This is a genomic window from Maribacter sp. R86514 (assembly GCF_044597005.1).
Classification (GTDB): Bacteria; Bacteroidota; Bacteroidia; order Flavobacteriales; family Flavobacteriaceae; genus Maribacter.
Genome location: NZ_CP138999.1, coordinates 2,023,245 through 2,043,800 on the forward strand (window position 1 = coordinate 2,023,245; position 20,556 = coordinate 2,043,800).

A 20,556-nucleotide genomic window follows, 5' to 3' on the forward strand; every position below is an offset into this window, starting at 1 on the left:
AATCGTAGATTAAAAGTTACTAATTATAACCTATTTAATTTCTACTCTTACATATTAGTATTCAAACTCATTATTTTAACGATTTTCACTTGTGGGAACACTACTACAATCATATCTTTCGAGAACAATCTAAAAATAATCAACCACTAAAACCTTAAAATATGATTACCGTTATAAAAGTTCTTGTTGTCTTCATCTTAAGTGTAATCGTAACCTTAATATATCACTAAATACTTTATAAAAATATATGCATATCCACTTAACAACTTGATCAAGCGTTGAGTAATTTATGTATTTTTATAAAAATTTTAATTTGAAAAAGAAGCTCTACAAATTAATAGCCAAGCTAAACAAAGCTATCTTACCTTCTTACAGCAAGCAGCAATTAGATTTATCTAAAGCTAACAAGCTACAAATGGCCCTAATTGGCTGGCGTTATTTTATAACCAAAAAAGCGTTAGACTAGTATTTTACCAAAGATTTTATGTCATAGTCATCTATTTTAGATCCACCTTCTAAAAAAGTGAGTTCTATTAGAAAATTACATTGCACTATTTCCCCTCCCAATCTTTCAATTAAATTGCACGTGGCTTTAGCGGTACCACCAGTTGCTAATACATCATCATGTACTAAGACCTTATCCCCTTTCTCAATACCATCCATATGAATTTCCAGGGTATCTGATCCATACTCTAAATCGTAAGTCTCGCTCAACGTGCTAGACGGTAGCTTACCAGGTTTACGAACAGGTACAAAGCCAGCATTTAACATATGAGCTAACATAGGACCAAAAATAAATCCTCTGCTTTCCATGCCAACTACCTTGTCTATCTTTTGACCATTTAACAAATCAAACAAAGCATTAGCTGTTTTATCGAGTGCTTTAGGGTTTTGAAGTAACAATGTTATGTCTTTAAATACTACTCCTTCTTTAGGAAAATCGGGCACATCTCTAATTAAGCTTTTAAAATCCATTTAATATTGTGTTCTTTATTTTGTGGTAAATGTAAAAAGAAATATATTTGCACCCCGCTAAGGGAAAATTAAAAATGGCCTCGTGGCGCAACTGAATAGCGCACTTGATTACGGCTCAAGAGGTTACAGGTTTGAATCCTGTCGAGGTCACAATAAAAAGAACCCTGCAAATATTAAATTTTGCAGGGTTTCTTGATTTTATTTTGTAATTTTTCAACTAATGAACAATAAAGTCCTCACTTATAAAATAAATTAATCCAGTTTTTTAAATACGTGTAACACAAATTAATTAAATTACTAGCCGTAAGTTTAAAAAAGATGGGATACTTAAAGAAGTGGAATAGTAAATACTTAAAATTTAAATTAAAACATTCTCCGCAACAAAACTTATTTTACGGTTTTCTAACATATATAGTAGTAGGGTTTATTTTACTTTCGCTACCTATTTTTCAAAAAACATCAGCACCACTATTAGACCATCTATTTACAGCAACATCTGCAGTTTCTACAACCGGCCTAGTTACCATTAGTATCTTTGACAGTTATAATTTTGGTGGTCAATTTATAATTATGCTGTTATTTCAATTAGGGGGCATAGGCTACCTCACCTTTACTACTTTTATGTTACTTTCAACTACCAAGAGAATTACAAGATGGCACAAGGCTATTCTAAATTCAGAATTTACACTACCCGTCACCATAAAAATCAAAGACTTTTTAAAATCGGTAATTATTTTTACCGTAATTATGGAAGTCATAGGAGCCATATTATTTTTCATTGCATTTAAAATGGATGGCATGGACAATTTACACGCCATATGGAATGCTATTTTTCATAGCATTAGTGCCTTTTGCACCGCCGGTTTTAGTTTGTTCAATTCTGGTTTTACCAATTATATAGGCAATGGTTTCGTAAACTTTATAATCTCTTTCTTGGCCATTGGCGGCTCACTTGGCTTTATTGTAGTGACCGACTTTGTACTTTGGTTTAAACACAGGTCGCACAAACTTAGCTTCACCACTAAAATAATTTTAATAGGTCTTTCAATTTTATTAAGTATTGCGTTCTTATTCTTTTATTTTTACGAACCATCAATCACTAACTTAGATGGTTCAATAAGGGCTTATGCTGCCTTTTTTCAAGCGATGTCCGCTATGACTACCGTCGGCTTTAATACCTTAGATTTTGGAACATTTACCACTCCTATTTTAATAGCTACAGTCTTTTTAATGTATATAGGAGCATCTCCATCTGGTACAGCGGGCGGACTTAAAATAACTACTTTAACAGCGGTATTTTCAATAATAAAAAGTCGTCTAAGAGGTAGGCAACAAATAACATTTTTTGGTAGAGTTATCCCATTAGAACGTTTATACATTGCAACCTCTTCTTTCATATTTTACACTTCACTAATTTTTTTAGGAATTTTTATTCTCACATTTTCAGAAGATTTCGATTTAGAAAAAATAATTTTCGAAGTAGCCTCGGCTCTTGGCACAGTAGGTATAAGCATGGGTATAACAGGCGATTTAAGCGCAGTTGGTAAGATTACAATTATTCTCTTAATGTTTATTGGGCGATTGGGTGTTCTCACATTTGGTCTTGCAATTTGGTCGAAATCAATTGTCGAAAAAGAACATACAACCATAGAAGACGACATAGCTGTGTAAAAGTATTAGTTGTTGTGTTTAATATTATTTTCTATGCTCATAATCGAAAGTACAATTATTAATTCCCTCATCAAGAAAATACATTAAAGATCTTCTTTTATACTTTCCTCTAAAATTCTAGACCACAAAATCTCTAGTTCTCCAGAGTGTCTTTTTGAAGTATATAATTCATGCACAACAATCCTTTTCTTATTCTTTTGTAAAAAAATATTTCAGAAATTGATGATCATGTTTAGTAAAAAACAACATTTTTTCATCTCAGTACAGTACAGGATGCTTATTCGGTTAAACTCTTATATACTTGTGATAGGCCATAATTGTTTTTTTAGGGCATCATCATAATTCTATAACATATTTCGAATGAAAAGAAAAGAATTCATTGAACTCTCTGCATTTGGCAGCTTAGGGTTAACAGTCCCTCTATCTAGCTTACTAAATTCCTGTAACAATAAAGTTACCACAGAACCGCATTCACCAGAATTCAAAAAATTAACATTCGATTTATTAAAAGATTGGTGCGATGGCCTAATACAAACTCAGGTATTGGATTCAAAAGATCCAGCTATACAGGGTATGTTTATTTGCCCGGCCTGTAACAAAGTTCATGGTAGAATGATGGATGCTGTCTACCCACTTCTTGCAATGGCAAAATACACAGGCGACAAAAAATATCTTCAATCAGGTATTGCTGTAATGGAGTGGGCAAAAAATGTAACATTACCAAGTGGTGGGTGGTCTAATGATTTGAATCCAAAATCATGGAACGGAATCACGGTTTTTGGAGCTATTTCTCTTGCAGAAGCCTTACATTATCATGGTGATTTATTAGATGATAATCGAAGAAAACAATGGACAGATAGATTGGAAAAAGCAACGGATTTCGTATACAAAAAGTTCCCTTCAATCGATGCCACCAATGTAAATTATGGAGCAACTACAATTTATGCATTGAACCTAATTGGCAAGATGCTCAATAAACAAGAATACATTACCAGAAGCAAAGAACTTGCGCATGCAATAAAACCCTATTTCACAAACCCTAACCACTTTCTATATGGAGAAATAAAGCCAAGTGCCCACAAATTGAGTGCTAAAAAATTACCGGGTATTGATTTAGGCTATAATGTAGAAGAATCTTTAAACAATATTGTATTATATGCAGTTCACGAAGACGATCAAGAACTTTTAGAACTTTTAGAAAAATCATTAAGCACGCATTTAGAATTTATGTTACCTGACGGTGGATGGGATAATGGCTGGGGAACCCGCATGTTTAAATGGACATATTGGGGAAGCCGAACTTGTGACGGTAGCCAACCTGCTTTGGTCTTAATGGCCGATAGAAACCCTGCATTAGGTACGGCAGCGGTTAAATATACCGAGTTACTAAAAAGATGTACAAATAACGGTTTGTTACATGGTGGCATACACTATGTTTCACACGGTATTAAACCTTGTATACACCACACATTTGCTCACACAAAGCCATTGGCCCATTTATTGGATAATTGGGATGAACTCCCAAAGATAGATACTTCAATCCCGTTACCTAGAAGTATAGCCGATGGTGTCAAGCACTATAAAGAAATAGACACCAGTTTGTTTGCTCGTGGAGATTGGAGAGGTACCGTAACCGCATATGACGCAATATACAAAGACGGTCATTACCGCCAAGCTACAGGTGGGGCAATGTCCCTGTTATACCATAATAAAGTTGGTCTATTATTAGCTGCAAGTATGGCAGAATACAAACTGGTAGAATCGTTAAATCAACAACCTAACCCAGGTGAAGATTTTCCCTTCACTTCAAGAGTAGAAACCATAGCAAATGGTCAATTATATTCAAACATTTTTGACCGTTCGGCAATTATTTCTTCTGATGACGCTGATGGAGAAATACGAATAGATGCTCAATGTAAATTAAAGGACCACAACAATATTTCTGTAGAAAAAACTGCTTCAGAATTTGATGTCTTATATAAAGCTTCGAAAAACGAGATACGTATTATTGCGAAGACCAATCAAAAAATTACTATAGATACGGCTTTCGTTTTACCAATAATATCACCTTCTAATGAAGTTGTCACGCAAGTAAGCAACAATCAAATTACAGTGCGCAAACCAGAGGGTCTTGTAACTATAACTTCTAGTGTACCTCTTAAAATAAAAAAGACTTCGAAAAAACGAATGTTCAATATGGTCCCAGGGGCAGAAGCAATTCCAATAATGGCATATTTTGATGTAAACTCCAATGAACTAAACATCTCTATACAGATATCATAGCCGCTAATTCAAGCAATGAATACAATTTCACAAAAACTAATATTACCATTAAGCATATTATTATTTATTTATCTGCCGGTAATTTCCTATTCTCAAAAAGAAGTAAATTTAGTAGCAACAAACTTAACAGTTAGTGAAGGATTTAAAAATCCTGTAGGGTTTTATGATGCGTCTCCAACTTTTTCTTGGAAGCTTCCCCCAGAGGTAAAATCACAAACGGCATATTCAATTATTGCGGCAAGTTCACCAAAGCTGCTCCCTGATAATCCTGATATATGGAAAAGCGACAAAATCAATTCGGACAAATCTACTTTCGTAGACTATAAAGGTCCTAAATTGGTATCGAGGCAAAAAGTATATTGGCAAATAAAGTTTTGGGATGAAAAAAACCAACCTTCTAAATGGAGTCTAACGGCAAATTTCGAATTAGGTCTTCTAAAGAATAGTGATTGGAAAGCAAAATGGACAGGATTAGATACTGCAAAAGACAGCATTAAAGGAGTACGGAATTTTTTAATGCACAGACCCCAATATTTAAGAAAAAACTTTGAGCTATCAACAGATATTAAATCTGCACGCCTATATATAACGGCCAAAGGTGTTTTTGATGTCTATTTAAATGGAAAAAATGTTAGTAATGATGTGCTTTCTCCAGGTTGGACACCATACAATAAACGCATAGAAACACTTACTTATGATGTGACCGAACTAGTAACAGCTGGCAAAAACATTCTTGCTGTAGAGTTGGCATCTGGATGGCATTCAGGAAGAATTAGCAGAGGCAAGTCAGTATATAATAACTTTGCCTCGCCTAAAATCTTATGTCAGTTAGAAATAACACTAAAAGATGGTTCTAAAAAAATAATAGTTTCCGATGAATCCTGGAAAGGTACCACAAACGGTCCTAGAAGATTTGCAAGTCTTTATGATGGAGAAGTATATGATGCTAATTTAGAAATTAAAGGTTGGACAAAAGCTACTTTTGATGCTTCAACTTGGGAAACTACCCAAAATGCAGCTATTTCAGATAGTGTTAATCTACGACCAAAACGTCATGAAACAGTTAAAACAACTGAGGTTTTAGAAGATGTAGAAATTGTATCAACTACAAAATCTTCGGTTGTATTTAATATGAAACAGAATATGCTGGGCGTTACAAAAGTAAAAGTACCTATGAAAAAAGGTGATACGCTAACCATACGATTTTCCGAAATGTTGTTATCAGACGGTACATTTTATACAGAAAATTACCGTTCTGCCAAATCTACCGACTATTATATTTCGGCAAAAAATGGCGTAATAGAATGGTCTCCAAAATTTACGTTTCATGGATTTCAATTTGTTGAATTATCAGGATATGATAAATCTGTAGAACCAACTACAAATTGGATAAAAGGCATGGTACAACATTCAAATATTAAAAAAATTGGTTCATTTACATCTTCACATGAAAAATTAAACCAACTTCAAAGTAATATTACCTGGGGCTTACGTGATAACCTTTTAGATGTACCTACAGACTGTCCTCAACGTGATGAGCGCTTGGGGTGGACGGGAGATGCACAGGTAATTTCACCAACTGCTATGTTTAATTTTAACACTCATGCATTTTGGACGGCTTGGTTGCAAAGCATGCGCGAAACACAATCTGAACATAGTGATGGGTTAGTCCCATTTATTATTCCAGATGTGTTACAAAATAATAAAGCTAGTTCAGGTTGGGGCGATGCAGCTGTTATTATTCCTTGGGATATTTATAACATTACAGGCGACAAAAAAGTACTTGAAGAGAATTATGAAATGGCTAAAAAATGGGTAGGGTATTACGAATCTAAATCTCAAAATTTTATCCCGACCATACATTCTTTTGCCGACTGGTTACAGCCTTACCCCGAAAAAACAGGAAAAATAGGTAATAGAGGCGATACACCAAGGCTTTTTGTAAACATGGCATATTTTGCACATTCGTCACATTTAGTTTCAAAAATAGCTAGTGTATTGGGTAAAACTGATGATGAAAAAAAATACAAAGATTTATATAAAAACATTGCTTCTGCTTTTGAAAAAAATTTTTTTGATATCAACGGAAAATTTAAAAATAAAAAGCAAACTCAAACTAGTTATTTACTCGCTATCTATTTTGATTTATTAAAACCCGAAACGAAAATAAAAGCGCAACAGCATTTATTGCAAGAAATCAAAAAAGCAGACTACCATTTAGGTACCGGTTTTTTAGGTACTCCTATTTTACCCAAAGTTTTAGATAATATGGGCGAAATAGATTTAATGTATAAAATCCTTTTCAAGGAAACGTATCCGTCTTGGTTTTATTCTATAAATCAAGGAGCAACAACTATGTGGGAACGTTGGAATAGTTTTAGCAAAGAAGATGGTTATAATCCGCAAAGTATGAATAGTCTTAACCATTATGCATACGGGGCTGTTGGGCAATGGATGTATGAACGAATTGCCGGTCTTTCATCTTTAGAACCTGGCTATAAAAAAATAAAAATTGCACCAATACCCAATACCCAGTTTATAAATATGGCTTCTGCCAGTTTAGATACGCCTTATGGCAAAGCCTCTTCTTCATGGAAGATAGAAAATAACAATTTCTATCTTAATACAGTTATACCTGCAAATACAACGGCAGAGATACATATACCATATAATACTATAGATAGTCTATTAGAAAACGGAAATACGTTCAAAGAAAATTCAAACTTGAAAATAATAAACATAGAAAAGAATGCTATTAAGATTATGGCTCAGCCAGGCAGCTATAATTTTCATACCAAAACTCAATAAAATGATGCCAAAAACAACAAATTTTTTACTGAGAACAATAATTGGCATCACTATTCTAAGCCAATTATCTTGTAATCATAAAAAAACATTAGCAGCCGCTAAGGAATTAAATGTTTCTGAAGGGTTTAAGAATCCAATTGGATTTTATGACCACGAACCAACTTTTTCTTGGAAACTCCCCGTTAAATCAACGGTCACAGCCCAGTCCGCTTATCAAATAGTTGCTGCAACCAATCAAGATTTATTGCCGGACCAACCTGATTTATGGGACTCAAAAAAGCAAAACACAGACCAATCTACTTGGATAAAATACAAAGGGTCTACATTAAAATCCCGCCAAAAAGTATACTGGCAAATAAGATATTGGGATCAGAATGGCCAAGCTTCAGAATGGAGTACTTTACAAAACTTCGAATTAGGATTACTTAAAAACAGTGATTGGAAAGCAAAATGGGTAGGTCTTAACACTGCAAAAGACAGTATTCGTGGTCGCGGTAACGTACTTATTCATAAACCACAATATCTAAGAAAAGAATTTAAGCTGTCCAAAACAATTTCTTCTGCCAGGCTATACATTACAGCTAAAGGTGTGTTTGATGTTTCTATAAACGGCAAAAACGTAAGCAATGATGTAATGTCGCCAGGGTTTACTTCCTATGATAAAAGAATTGAAACTTTAACCTATGACGTTACCGATTTAATCAAATCTGATCAAAATACTATTGGTGTTGAATTAGCATCTGGCTGGTATTCCGGAAGGTTACTTTGGGGAAAAACACCATGGGACAATACTATTTCACCAAAAATATTATGCCAATTAGAAATACACATGAAAGATGGCTCTAAAGAAATTATTACTTCAGATGATAGTTGGAAAGGAACTACCAACGGACCCATCCAATTTTCCGAAATTTATGATGGTGAAATTTACAATGCCGCTTTAGAAATGCCCAAATGGTCTACCGGTAAATTTGATGATCATAAATGGCATAATGTAGAAACCACCAATCTCGACGATCACATTGCTTTAACACCAAAAAGGCACACAACGGTAAAAGCAAAAATAGAGCTGAACCCGAAACAAATAACAAAAATTGATAATACCGTAATCTTCGATCTAAAGCAGAATATGGTAGGGGTACCTAAAGTTAAAGTCCCGATGAAGAAGGGAGATACCTTAAAAATTAGGTTCGCAGAGATGTTATCACCAGACGGGTCTTTTTATACCAAAAATTACCGATCGGCGAAATCTACCGATTATTATATTGCCGCTAAAGATGGTAATATAGTATATACGCCAAAATTTACATTCCACGGTTTCAGATATATTGAATTAAGCGGTTTCGATACTACTAAAGAGCCTACAAATGATTGGGTAACTGGTATTGTACAGTATTCAGATTTTAATAACAACGGTACGTTTACATCTTCAAATGACAAATTGAACCAACTACAAAGTAATATTGTCTGGGGCTTAAGAGGAAATTTCTTTGATATACCCACAGATTGCCCACAGCGTGATGAACGTTTAGGGTGGACAGGTGATGCGCAGGTTTTTGGACCAACATCTATGTTCAATGCAGATGTGTATAAATTTTGGGCAAGTTGGCTACAAAGTGTCAAAGAAGCTCAATTTGAAAATGGAGGTATTCCATGGACGGTGCCAGATGCACGTGGCAACAAAATAGGCAGTTCTGGTTGGGGCGATGTTTGTACCATCATTCCTTGGAAAATTTATTTGCGCACAGGTGACAAGAGTATATTGGAAGATAATTTTGAAATGATGCAAGAATGGGTAACATATCATAAACTGAAATCGAAAGACAATATTTCCAATATGATGTCTTTTTCAGATTGGTTACAGCCCTACCCAGAAAATGGAGACAATAGAGGAGACACTTCACTTCATCTTATTGGCACTGCATTTTATGCCCATTCGGCAAAACTTACTTCGCAAAGTGCTGCCGTATTGGGGAGAGTTGAAGAACAAAAAAAATATGAAGAGATATTTAAAACAGTATCCAAATCTTTTGAAGATACCTTTTTTGACGAAAGCGGCAAAGTTAAGGGCGTATCGTCTACACAAACTTCTTATTTGTTGGCCTTGGCTTTTGATTTGCTATCCGAAAACAAAAAAATAAATGCCAAAAAGCATTTAATGGAAGAAATCTCTAAAGCTGATGACCATTTGCGCACAGGATTTCTAGGCACCCCATTATTATCTGAAGTTTTAGATAAAACCGGCGAAACAGATATGATGTATAAATTGTTGTTCAATGAAACATATCCGTCATGGTTTTACTCTATTAATCAAGGTGCTACCACTATTTGGGAACGTTGGAACAGCTATAGCAAAGAAGAAGGTTTCAACCCACAGAATATGAACAGTTTAAACCACTACGCCTACGGCGCCATTGGTGAATGGATGTATGAAAGAATCGCTGGCATATCACCATTGAAAGCTGGTTATAAAGTCATTAAAATAGCACCTGTACCTAATACTCATTACCTAACAAATGCTTCCGCTTCTTTACAAACTCCATTTGGCACGGTATCAAATTCGTGGAAAATTTCCAATGATCAATTTAAAATGGAAACACAAATACCACCAAACACTACAGCTAAAATTATCATTCCTAAAATAGGCACTGAAAAACTAATAGTAAATGAACAAGAACTAACAGCAATTAAAGAAATCAAATTATTGAGCACTAGTGATGATTTTATAGAAATAATGGTTCAACCCGGCACATACAACTTTGTAACACTTTATAATCATGACAAATGAAATATAATAAGCTTATCTTTTTAGTAGTTGCTCTTTTACTGATCAGTTCGTGTAAAGAGAAAGAAAAACCTATTGAAAAAAATGAACAGAGTAAACCGAATGTTCTCTTTATAGCTGTAGATGACCTCAATACAATGATCGGCAGTTTTGATGGCCCTGCCAAAACTCCAAATATTGATAGACTAGCATCTATGGGCGTTTCTTTTACAGATGCTCATTGTCAAGCACCATTATGCGGTCCATCAAGAGCATCATTAATGACGGGTCTAAGACCTTCTACCACAGGAATTTACGGAATGACACCGGATAATGAAATTCGACGAGAAGGAAATTCTACCACAAAAGATATTACATTTCTACAAGAGTACTTTGAAAACAACGGGTACCATACAATGGGAATTGGCAAATTATTTCACATACATGCCCCAGATAGTACTTTTAATGAATCTGGAGGTAGGGTAAAAGGATTTGGACCCTATCCAGAAAAAAGATTTGTTTGGGATGGGTTTGGTACGGCAAACAGAAAAAAATATGGAAGAACAAGCACAGATTGGGGCGCTTTTCCTGAGTATGACACACTAATGCCAGACCACAAATCCGTTGATTGGGTTATTGATAGGTTACATAAGAAATATGAAAAACCATTTTTTATGGGTCTAGGATTTTTGAGAGTACATGTACCTTTATATGTGCCACAAAAATGGTTTGATCTATATCCTATAGAAAATATTAAGACACCGCCATATAAAGTAGACGATTTAGAAGACATACCACCTGTAGGACTTCAAATAAACGATTTACCTATGATGCCTACTACAGAATGGGCAAAAGAAAGTGGAGAGTGGAAAAAAATAGTCCAAGCATATTTAGCCTGTATTAGTTATGTAGACAATGAATTAGGTCGTGTTCTAGATGCCTTGGAGAATAGTGAATATGGCAACAATACGATAATTGTATTGTGGTCTGATCACGGATATCGCCTAGGAGAAAAAGGAACATTTGCTAAACACGCATTATGGGAAACTGCCACTAGAGCGCCATTAATATTTTCGGCACCGAATTTACCTAAAGGAAAGAAAATTGATGCTCCTGTGGAAATGCTTTCAATTTATCCCACACTTTTAGAATTAAGTGGACTACCTAAATATTCAAAAAACGAAGGGATTAGCTTAGTGAATATGATGAAAAATAATGAAGGATTAGAAGATGCACACGCCATTACTACTTTTGGCATGAACAACCATACAATTAAAACAAACGGATATAGATATATTCGATATGAAGATGGCACTGAAGAGTTTTATGACCATAGTACAGATCCCAATGAATGGACAAACCAAGCAAAAAATTCGAAGTACAAATCTCAAATCGCTTCAATGAAAGAAAAATTGCCTAAAATAAATTCCAATTGGGATGAAAGTTCGTCTTACAGTTTTCAGCCGTATTATGTAGAGCAGAAACAAAGAACTAGTAGTACAAATTATAACCCTCCGAAAATAATTGGTGCAGATCGGTAATCAGTTTTTACAAAAGTTATTCAAGACCCCTTTAATTTTTAAAGGGGTTTTATTTTTCCCATTAATTTCAATAGTCTAGAATGCTTAATGTTTTATCTGAATCTGTAAACCAATCAAGCTCATTTTTTCCACTATCCGCATACAGCAAGAATTATCATTTTTAAATTCTAAAGCCCATTTAATAATCAATTTAAAAATTAAAATGACATATTTTATGAATTTAATTTTTTATTAAGAAAACCCGTAAACATTCTACATATCCGCTATTTCACTATAAAAATAGTTCACCACTACAGTACAGTACAGGATGATTAAAAAAAACCTTAACGATAGTTTAACATAATCAAAATGAAATTTTCAACTTTATGAGACAATTCTATGAAAACTAAACTAACACTATTTAAAATTAAAACTAAGGTATTTACTGTACTGTTTGCCTTAGTTACATTATCATCATGGTCTCAACAAACCGTGAGTGGTAACGTATCGGACGAAGAAGGACCTTTACCTGGAGCATCGGTAATTGTTCAAGGAACAACTAGAGGTACTACTACCGATTTTGATGGTAATTTTACCATTGAAGCAAACTCTGAAGACGCACTAAAGGTTTCTTACATTGGTTATGAACCACAAAGTGTTGTCATTGGCGACCAAACTCAATTAAATATAATTCTTAAAGCAGGCAATAAGCTTGACGAAGTTGTTGTAATTGGTTATGGTACTACCAAAAAATCAGATTTAACGGGTTCTGTAGCGTCTGTGAGTTCTGAAGAAATCACACAAGTACCCTCAGCAAGGGTAGATCAGGTTTTACAAGGTAGGGCTGCAGGAGTTCAAGTAACACAAACAAGTGGGGCACCTGGTGCTGGAACCGCTATTCGTGTAAGAGGTGGTAACTCTATTACCGGTAGTAATGAACCATTATGGGTAATTGACGGCATTGTTGTTGGTACAAATTTCAACCTGAATAATATTAACGCAAGCGATATTAAATCTATTGAAATTCTTAAAGATGCTTCATCTATTGCCATATATGGCTCTAGGGGTGCCAACGGGGTAGTTCTGGTAACAACTAAAAATGGTTTAGGCGTAGGTACTGGAAAACCTGAAATTAGCGTAAATGTTTTTACAAGTATGCAAATGCTACCTGAATTACCAGACTTACTAAGTCAAGAAGAACAAATTGCATTTACAAACGAAAGTGCCGATTTTAGAAACGTATCTGCACCTTTTCCAAATGATCCATCTACCTACCCAAATAATGATTGGATAGATTTAACAACAGGTCCTGCACCAATTTATAATGCAGATATAAGCCTATCAGGTTCTTCTGAAAATGTAAACTATTATAATTCAATCAATTACTTTAATCAAGAAGGTATCGTAAAAAGCACCGGTATCGAAAAATTCATATTTAGGTCAAATTTAGATTTAAAATTAAGTGATAAAGTAAAGGCAGGCTTTCGTATCAATTATTCTAGAATTAAAAATGAAAATGGCCTAACCTCCTTTGGCGGTAATGCTTTTGGAACCTTACGCACACAACCTGTATTTAATGATGACGGCACATTTAATGGTTTTGACGATGTCATAGGGGCACCATTTAACAATCCGCTGGCAAATTTTGCACTGAACACTAATGAAACGTTTACCAATAATCTATTGGCAACTGCTTATTTAGAGTATCGTCCAGCTCCTGGTTGGTTTATACGTTCTACATTCAGTCCAGAATTCAACAATACTAAACGAAACCGTTTTAATTCAAGTCAATCTCCAGGTAACCTTGCTATAGGGGTGCAAGATGGTGGTACCGCTAGTGTACGTACTCTAGCAAGTACAGGTTGGAACAACGAAAATACGGTACAGTATACTACAGATTTTGGCGAAAACCATAGTTTAACAGTACTAGGCGGTGCATCATTTCAAAAAGTAGAAACTGAAATAACAGAATCCGAGGCAGCAGGTATCACTAGTGATGCAACAGGTTTTAATAATTTAGGAAACTCTGACCCTATCAGAGCTATTGTAAGCAGTGATTATAATGGGTTTCAAATTGCTTCATTTTTTGGAAGGATAAATTATGACTATAAAGACAAATATCTCTTAACATTGGTAGGTAGATCAGATGGTAGTTCTGTATTTGCCCCGGGTAACAAGTATGAATTTTATCCTTCAATAGCCGGTGCCTGGAAAATTAGTGAAGAAGAATTCATGCAAGACCAGACTTTGTTCAAAGATTTAAAATTAAGAGCTAGTTGGGGTCGTTCAGGTAATCAGGCGATTGGTCCATATAGAACATTGGGTGTACTTACTGAGGCTAACACAACCTTGAATGGATCAGAGGTTCCTGGCTTAACATTAGGAAGACCTGCAAATCCAAATCTACAATGGGAAACCACAACTTCTTTAGATATCGCTCTAGAAGCATCAATGTTCAATGGTAGACTTTTTGCGGAGTTTAACTACTACCAAAAAGAAACTAATGATTTACTTTTAGATGTTACCATACCAAGACAAACAGGTTTCACAAGTCAACTACAAAATGTAGGTTCACTTTCAAACAAGGGTTGGGAACTTTTATTGACATCTACCAACATATCCAAACCAGATTTTAGCTGGAATTCTTCAGTAGCCTTATCTTCTAACGACAACGAGATTTTAGATTTAGGGGGACAAGAGTTTATAGATGTTGTCGTAGATCCTATTATTGGTTCTGGAAACACAAGACTTATCGTAGGTGAGTCGGTTCCAGTATACACAGGTCTAAACTACTTAGGTACTTGGAAGAGCCAAGAAGAAATTGATGCATCTGGCAGAACCGACCCACAAGTTGTTGGTGGATCACACTTTGAGGATATTAATGGTGATGGCATTGCATCTACAGAGGACAATGTTATCTTAGGTAGCCCAATTCCCGATTTAATTTTTGGTATTGAAAACTCTATTTCTTATAAGAATTTAGACTTTTCATTTTTCTTTCAAGGCACTATAGGAAATGAGGTGTATAACCTAAGAATGCGTAATCATTATTTCAACAGAGGTGAGACAGTAAAATTTGGCGACTTACGAGACCGTTGGACCGTAAACAACCCAACCTCAGATATTCCCAGAGCAGGAGCCGATACGGTGACCAATACACCTAGTAATTCCCAATATGTAGAAGATGGTTCTCACCTGCGTTTGAAGACAGTAAGATTGGCATATAATTTCCCTACTGATAAAATAGGACTTGACGGCCTTAAAAAAGCTACCATTTATTTATCGGGAGCTAACTTATTGTTGTTCTCTAAAACTAGACTGATCGAACCAGAGGCCAGTAATTTTGGTAGAACTGGCTTGGGTAATATTGCACAAGGATATTTAAATGCCAATTATCCTAACCCACGTGTTATAACGCTTGGTGTAAACGTAACTTTTTAAAAAAACAACTATGAAAACAAAGAACATTTTTTTATACATCTTCATTATATTCTCCGCCATTGGATGTGAGAAGTTTTTAGAAGAAGATCCAAGAGCCATTGTGGCTCCCGAAACCTTTTTTGCATCTGAAAGTGATGCAAGACAAGCTATTAATGGTACCTATGCCATATTAAAAAACAATTCTATCTATGGTCAAGTAGGCCTAGATCATTTTTATGATAATGGTGCTGATATTATCGAACCTAATCGTGCTGCAAATTTTGTAGAACCAATTGGTAATTATTCAATGAACGAGGCTCTTGCAGATGTATCGGTCCAAAAAATGAGTGTTTCAGATACATGGAAAGACCTTTATAAAGTTATATTCAATACAAACATAATCATAGATAGGGTACAAGACAATGAGGGTATTTTAGAAGGTTCACGAACAGAAATTATCGCAGAGGCCCGTTTTTTAAGAGCACTATGCTATTGGCACATTACCAATCTTTGGGGAGATGCCCCATATTACAATGAAGTACTTACATTAGAAGAAGTAAGTTCATTACCAAGAACAGATGAGTCCACTATTATCGCTGGAGTAATAGATGATTTACAATTTGCCCAGTCTATTTTACCTTCTACGTACCCAGATGATCAAAGAGGCCGTGCCACGAAATGGGTAGCTGCCATTATTGAGGCTAAAATTTATATGAAGCAACAAGAGTGGACAGTTGGTTTAGGTAAATGTCTGGAAATTATAGATGAATCTCCACATGCACTATTACCAACCTATAATGAGGTTTTTGATCCAGCTAATGAATATAACCCAGAAATTATTTGGTCTTTAGATTTCGCTAGGGATATCGAAGGAATTTTCGACCCTGCCTTTCCGGGTAGATCATTTGCCGGTAACAACAGCTGGAGACCAAGCATGTTCAACCCTCGCTTAAGAGATGAGCCTAAAAATGCAGATGAAAGATCTGCTTTAAGAGATGCCCTTTCAGAAAGAGGCGAAGCATTTAATGGTACAGGCTTACAAGTTGCTTCTAAAGATTTTGCTGAAAAATTTCCATTAAATGATTTAAGAAGAGAATTGAACATTGTAGATAATTATTTAGGTTTCGAATTAAATTTCCCATACATGGCTAAATTCTGGAATTTAGATTTAGAAAGCTCTCCTCGTTTCAATCACTCGGACAATAGAATGGTTTTTCGTTTAGCAGATGTCTATTTAATGGCCGCAGAATGTGAAAACGAAGCTAATGGTCCTGGTAATGCTTATCAATATATTGAGCCAATTAGAAAGCGTGCTTTTGAAACTGAAGAAGAATGGAAACTAGAAGGTCTTACCCAACAAGGCTTTAGAGAGGCTATCTATGATGAACGAAAGTGGGAGCTTGCAGGCGAAGCACATAGAAGATATGACCTAATACGTTGGGGTATCTTATTAGATGTTGTTACAAACTTAGAATATCGTTTTTGGGAACCGAATTTAAATATTAGACCATGGCATGTTAAACTTCCTATTCCGTTACAAGAACTGGAACAAAATCCTGCCTTATTAGAATCTGACCCTACAAATAATGGGTATAGATAAAAAATGATATTATTATAAAATAGTTACCAGAATTGGTAATTCATATTAGTTGTTTGAAGTTAGTTGGTAGAGTGGGACAAAACATGTTTTTGTCCCACTCTCTTTTTACCATGTATCATTAAATACAGAAACTCAAACAATGTGTCACTTCCAACTTTTAAAAAAATTATATAATGAAAAAAACATTCTTAATTTTCCTTTTAGTTTTTGCCGGTAATATAACCTGTTCAGCTCAAATTAAACACGGTCTAAGAGATAGCCAAGGAAGACACATTATACCAAGAGGTTTCGTAATCAATACCAACGATCATAAAGGAGAAGTCTTCTTTAATTCTGATGACTATACTCGTATGGTTCGCATGGGCAGTAATACACAGGTAATAAGATTAGAGCTGGGCAAGCTTAGTAGTTTTCCTGGCGGAAAATTAGGCGACAACTATTTAATAAAATTAGATTCTTTGGTTGAACTAGGTAGACATGCCGGGTTCAAAACCATATTTAAAATGACCGTCTATGGTATAGATAGTTTTATTTGGGAAGATTTTTGGTTAAATAAAAATAATGAATACAATACCTATATAGAAGCTTGGCAAGTAATATGGAATAGATATGCCAAAGAATCTTCAGTTTTAGGCTATGACATTGTAAACGAACCTAGAAAGCTTACAATGGATATCACGTATAATGAACTTACTAGAAAATACTTAATTCCGCTATATCAAAAAATTATAGACGCCAGCAATTTAATAAACCCCGATAAAAAAATACTGTTACAATCTATTTTTATGAATAAAGGTGAAGGCGTCGATAATAATCAATATGCTGAAATAACAACCAATGTCAATAGAGAGAATATAATATTTGCACCACATATTTATCAGAATAAAATTGAATTTATTAAACCAGTAATGGATCGTTTTGATAAAGAATCTGATTTTTTAAATGCTCCCATACTTATTGGTGAATGGGGTTTTCCAACATTTGCCGTAACCGATACTCTAATTTCGGGTAAACTAGGTCAATTAGAATATCGAGAGCTTTACATTAAAACAGCAGAGGTTTTTGACAAAATGGGAGTTGGCAGTATAAAAGCTTGGTTTTTAGGTAATCGAAGTATGCAGAATTTTTTACCCGGTGGTCCGTCAACATGGGCAATATTCAGTGATAAAAAAGCCGCAGGTACAGTAGAAAGAAAATACATAACCGATATCATTGCCAGACCTTATCCACAGACTATAGCTGGTGACATCACATCATTTTTATTCAATCATGCGACACGAACATTAGATTTAACTTTAAAACCAGATAGTAAAAAAGGATCTTCAGAAATCTTCATTGGTGCCAACAGACATTACCCTGATGGATTTTCAATACTCATAGACGATGATTTTGTTATGTATTACGACCCTATTAAAAATAAAGGATTAGAAGTGTACAAAATTCCGACTGACATTAATCCTTTAGATTTTATATGGGATGAAAAGACTCAAAAATTAAATATTTTAAAATGGCCTGCTAACAAAGCTGTACTTAACATACAAATAATACCAGGTATTCGAAATTATACTGAAGAAATAGATTAAAAATTACAAGCAGCATGCACTAATTCAAAGATTACAAAGCAATATTTGTAATCTTTGAATGAACGGCACCATTAAAATAATTTTAAGTAATTATTACTTATTGACTACAACAATGTCACTAGGTTTGAATCCAATACGATGAGATTGAATGCTCAGTGTGCTATTTTCAGGTAATTTAAAAGGGTCAACATACACCTGCCAAACAGTTGATTCTTTTTTATTATCATCTGTTATTTTATAGCCTATAGAAGCACCTTCTGTAGCACATGTAATAGTTACTGTAGATGCTAGAAAATCTGCCGTTGGGTTTAGTGTAACAGGCTGAACCTCTTCTCCTTCCCACAATTGCGTTAACAGCTCACCTTCTGGTAAGTTTGGCTGATCACCTATATTTGCTATCCATTTATCCAATTCGCCGCTTAACTTCTTTAAGGTTTCAGCATATTCCGGATTATTTGCAAGATTATTGATCTCATGTGGATCAAGTTGACAATCGTATAGTTCTTCTACAGGTTTTGTACTACCAAACCATAAAGCTTGTACTGAATCTAATTTACCTGCATCTCTTAAGCGCAATAACTCTTGCATGGTCGGTATATTTTCTCTGTAATCTATTGGTAAATAATAACCTTGTTCCGGTCTATAATTTCTAATATATTTAAAACGGCTATCGCGTACTGCGCGAATCGCATCTGTAAATCCATCAAAACGATCGGCAGCTCCATAAATATATTCTCGTTTATTTTTTGCTTTAAATTCACCCAAAAAAGCTTGCCCTTGCATATAGTCATATGGTTCAGAACCTGTTAAAGAAAGTAATGTCGGTGCAAAATCTACAAAACTAATTAACTGATCATCTTTAGAACCGGCATTTACCTTATTTGGAAATCTAATAATCATTGGAGTTTTCAAACCCGAGTCATAAATTAATCGTTTTTGTCTAGGCATTGTGCCGCCATGGTCTCCGTAAAAAAAGATAATTGTATTTTCTAATAATCCATCATCTTCCAATTGCTTTAAAACCGCGCCCACTTGACTATCCATTTCTGCAATATTATTATACATCTTCCACATATCTCGTTGCACAACTTCTGTGTTGGGTAGATAAGGAGGAATATCAAATTTTGTGTCCTTTGCTATGTGTTTTGGTGTTTCTTCTTCGGTCATTCTACCCTCTTTCCACTTAAAGCTTCTATCTCCTAACCGATAATGTCTTTTTTCAATATACCGATGTCCATAAGGTTCAAATAAACCAGACTCATGGGTTTCGGTAAAATTAACAACCGAGAAAAATGGTTGATCTTTATCTCTATTGCGCCAATGCGCATATGGTCCATTTTCATCCCAAGCAGTTACCGGAGCATTAAACTGATAATCTGTTTTATAATTGTTGGTACAATAATACCCTTCTCTACGCAGCAATTCACTGATCATTTTAACTTCTGGTGGAGGTACCGCGCCATATGCCGGTAAACCGGTTACCTCTGTATAAGATGTAGTTCTCATATGATTGGCTCCTATACTTGATGGATACATACCCGTTGTAATAACCGCCCTACTAGGGGCACAAACACCAGATGTAGAAAACAGATTTGGATAAATAACACCTTCTTTTGCCAACCTACTTAAATTGGGAGTCACAATTGTAGAGTCTCCAAACGGAGGTAAATAAGCGCTCATATCTTCTGTAACCAACCATAGAATATTTGGGCGTTCCGGTAGGCTTACCTTCGTAGATATTTCAACAGCCTCCTTCTTTTTATTGTTATCATTACAGCTTATCATCAATAAAATAAGACAGAAGGTTACAAGCCTTGAAAAGCTAGACGCTATATATTTCATAATTTAATGTTTGAGTATATGGTATAAGCTAAAATTAGTCTTCTCCAAAAGAATAACCATACTGGTGTGTAGGCTATAAAACCAATAAAC

General features: G+C 35.0%; 10 protein-coding genes and 1 tRNA gene. 9 read left to right on the forward strand and 2 right to left on the reverse strand.

All coding sequences use genetic code 11. The features are described 5' to 3' along the window. Nucleotides 1–462 precede the first annotated feature (462 nt). Nucleotides 463–975 carry an adenine phosphoribosyltransferase gene (locus tag SJY30_RS08985; protein WP_396635211.1) on the reverse strand — a complete coding sequence of 171 codons (513 nt, stop codon included), beginning with the start codon at nt 973–975 and terminating at the stop codon, nt 463–465. Between the two features lie 76 nt (nt 976–1,051). On the opposite strand from SJY30_RS08985, the gene SJY30_RS08990 reads away from it, so the two are divergent. The 9 genes from SJY30_RS08990 (at nt 1,052) to SJY30_RS09030 (ending at nt 18,624) form a co-directional block, all read left to right on the forward strand. Further along, nucleotides 1,052–1,125: transfer RNA gene (locus tag SJY30_RS08990), tRNA-Arg, on the forward strand. A gap of 168 nt (nt 1,126–1,293) precedes the next feature. Beyond that, nucleotides 1,294–2,646, forward strand: coding sequence for a TrkH family potassium uptake protein (locus SJY30_RS08995; RefSeq protein ID WP_396635212.1), 1,353 nt, complete (start codon nt 1,294–1,296; stop codon nt 2,644–2,646). A 360-nt stretch (nt 2,647–3,006) separates the two neighbouring features. Next, nucleotides 3,007–4,929: a hypothetical protein gene (locus SJY30_RS09000; protein WP_396635213.1), complete on the forward strand. Its 1,923-nt coding sequence runs from the start codon at nt 3,007–3,009 to the stop codon at nt 4,927–4,929. Between the two features lie 15 nt (nt 4,930–4,944). Next, complete coding sequence (locus SJY30_RS09005) at nt 4,945–7,737, forward strand: family 78 glycoside hydrolase catalytic domain (RefSeq protein ID WP_396635214.1); 2,793 nt, start codon at nt 4,945–4,947, stop codon at nt 7,735–7,737. 1 nt (nt 7,738) lies between these two features. Beyond that, entirely contained in the window at nt 7,739–10,525 is a 2,787-nt protein-coding gene (locus SJY30_RS09010; RefSeq protein ID WP_396635215.1) for a family 78 glycoside hydrolase catalytic domain, read from the forward strand. Further along, complete coding sequence (locus tag SJY30_RS09015) at nt 10,522–12,042, forward strand: sulfatase (protein WP_396635216.1); 1,521 nt, start codon at nt 10,522–10,524, stop codon at nt 12,040–12,042. Before SJY30_RS09010 ends, SJY30_RS09015 begins: the two co-directional genes overlap by 4 nt. Before the next feature lie 378 nt (nt 12,043–12,420). Further along, complete coding sequence (locus SJY30_RS09020) at nt 12,421–15,462, forward strand: SusC/RagA family TonB-linked outer membrane protein (protein WP_396635217.1); 3,042 nt, start codon at nt 12,421–12,423, stop codon at nt 15,460–15,462. A gap of 10 nt (nt 15,463–15,472) precedes the next feature. Further along, nucleotides 15,473–17,041: a RagB/SusD family nutrient uptake outer membrane protein gene (locus tag SJY30_RS09025; RefSeq protein WP_396635218.1), complete on the forward strand. Its 1,569-nt coding sequence runs from the start codon at nt 15,473–15,475 to the stop codon at nt 17,039–17,041. A gap of 173 nt (nt 17,042–17,214) precedes the next feature. Next, the gene (locus SJY30_RS09030; RefSeq protein ID WP_396635219.1) at nt 17,215–18,624 is read left to right on the forward strand and encodes a cellulase family glycosylhydrolase; all 1,410 of its coding nucleotides are present in this window, start codon (nt 17,215–17,217) and stop codon (nt 18,622–18,624) included. Nucleotides 18,625–18,717: 93 nt separating this feature from the next. Here SJY30_RS09030 and SJY30_RS09035 read toward each other — a convergent pair whose 3' ends face one another. Then, entirely contained in the window at nt 18,718–20,466 is a 1,749-nt protein-coding gene (locus tag SJY30_RS09035) for a sulfatase (protein WP_396635220.1), read from the reverse strand. Between the last annotated feature and the right edge of the window lie 90 nt (nt 20,467–20,556).

Coding starts and splice junctions, on each gene's coding strand:
- SJY30_RS08985 (WP_396635211.1), bottom strand. CDS start 975: ATGGATTTTAAAAGCTTAATTAGAGATGTGCCCGATTTTCCTAAAGAA.
- SJY30_RS08995 (WP_396635212.1), top strand. CDS start 1,294: ATGGGATACTTAAAGAAGTGGAATAGTAAATACTTAAAATTTAAATTA.
- SJY30_RS09000 (WP_396635213.1), top strand. CDS start 3,007: ATGAAAAGAAAAGAATTCATTGAACTCTCTGCATTTGGCAGCTTAGGG.
- SJY30_RS09005 (WP_396635214.1), top strand. CDS start 4,945: ATGAATACAATTTCACAAAAACTAATATTACCATTAAGCATATTATTA.
- SJY30_RS09010 (WP_396635215.1), top strand. CDS start 7,739: ATGATGCCAAAAACAACAAATTTTTTACTGAGAACAATAATTGGCATC.
- SJY30_RS09015 (WP_396635216.1), top strand. CDS start 10,522: ATGAAATATAATAAGCTTATCTTTTTAGTAGTTGCTCTTTTACTGATC.
- SJY30_RS09020 (WP_396635217.1), top strand. CDS start 12,421: ATGAAAACTAAACTAACACTATTTAAAATTAAAACTAAGGTATTTACT.
- SJY30_RS09025 (WP_396635218.1), top strand. CDS start 15,473: ATGAAAACAAAGAACATTTTTTTATACATCTTCATTATATTCTCCGCC.
- SJY30_RS09030 (WP_396635219.1), top strand. CDS start 17,215: ATGAAAAAAACATTCTTAATTTTCCTTTTAGTTTTTGCCGGTAATATA.
- SJY30_RS09035 (WP_396635220.1), bottom strand. CDS start 20,466: ATGAAATATATAGCGTCTAGCTTTTCAAGGCTTGTAACCTTCTGTCTT.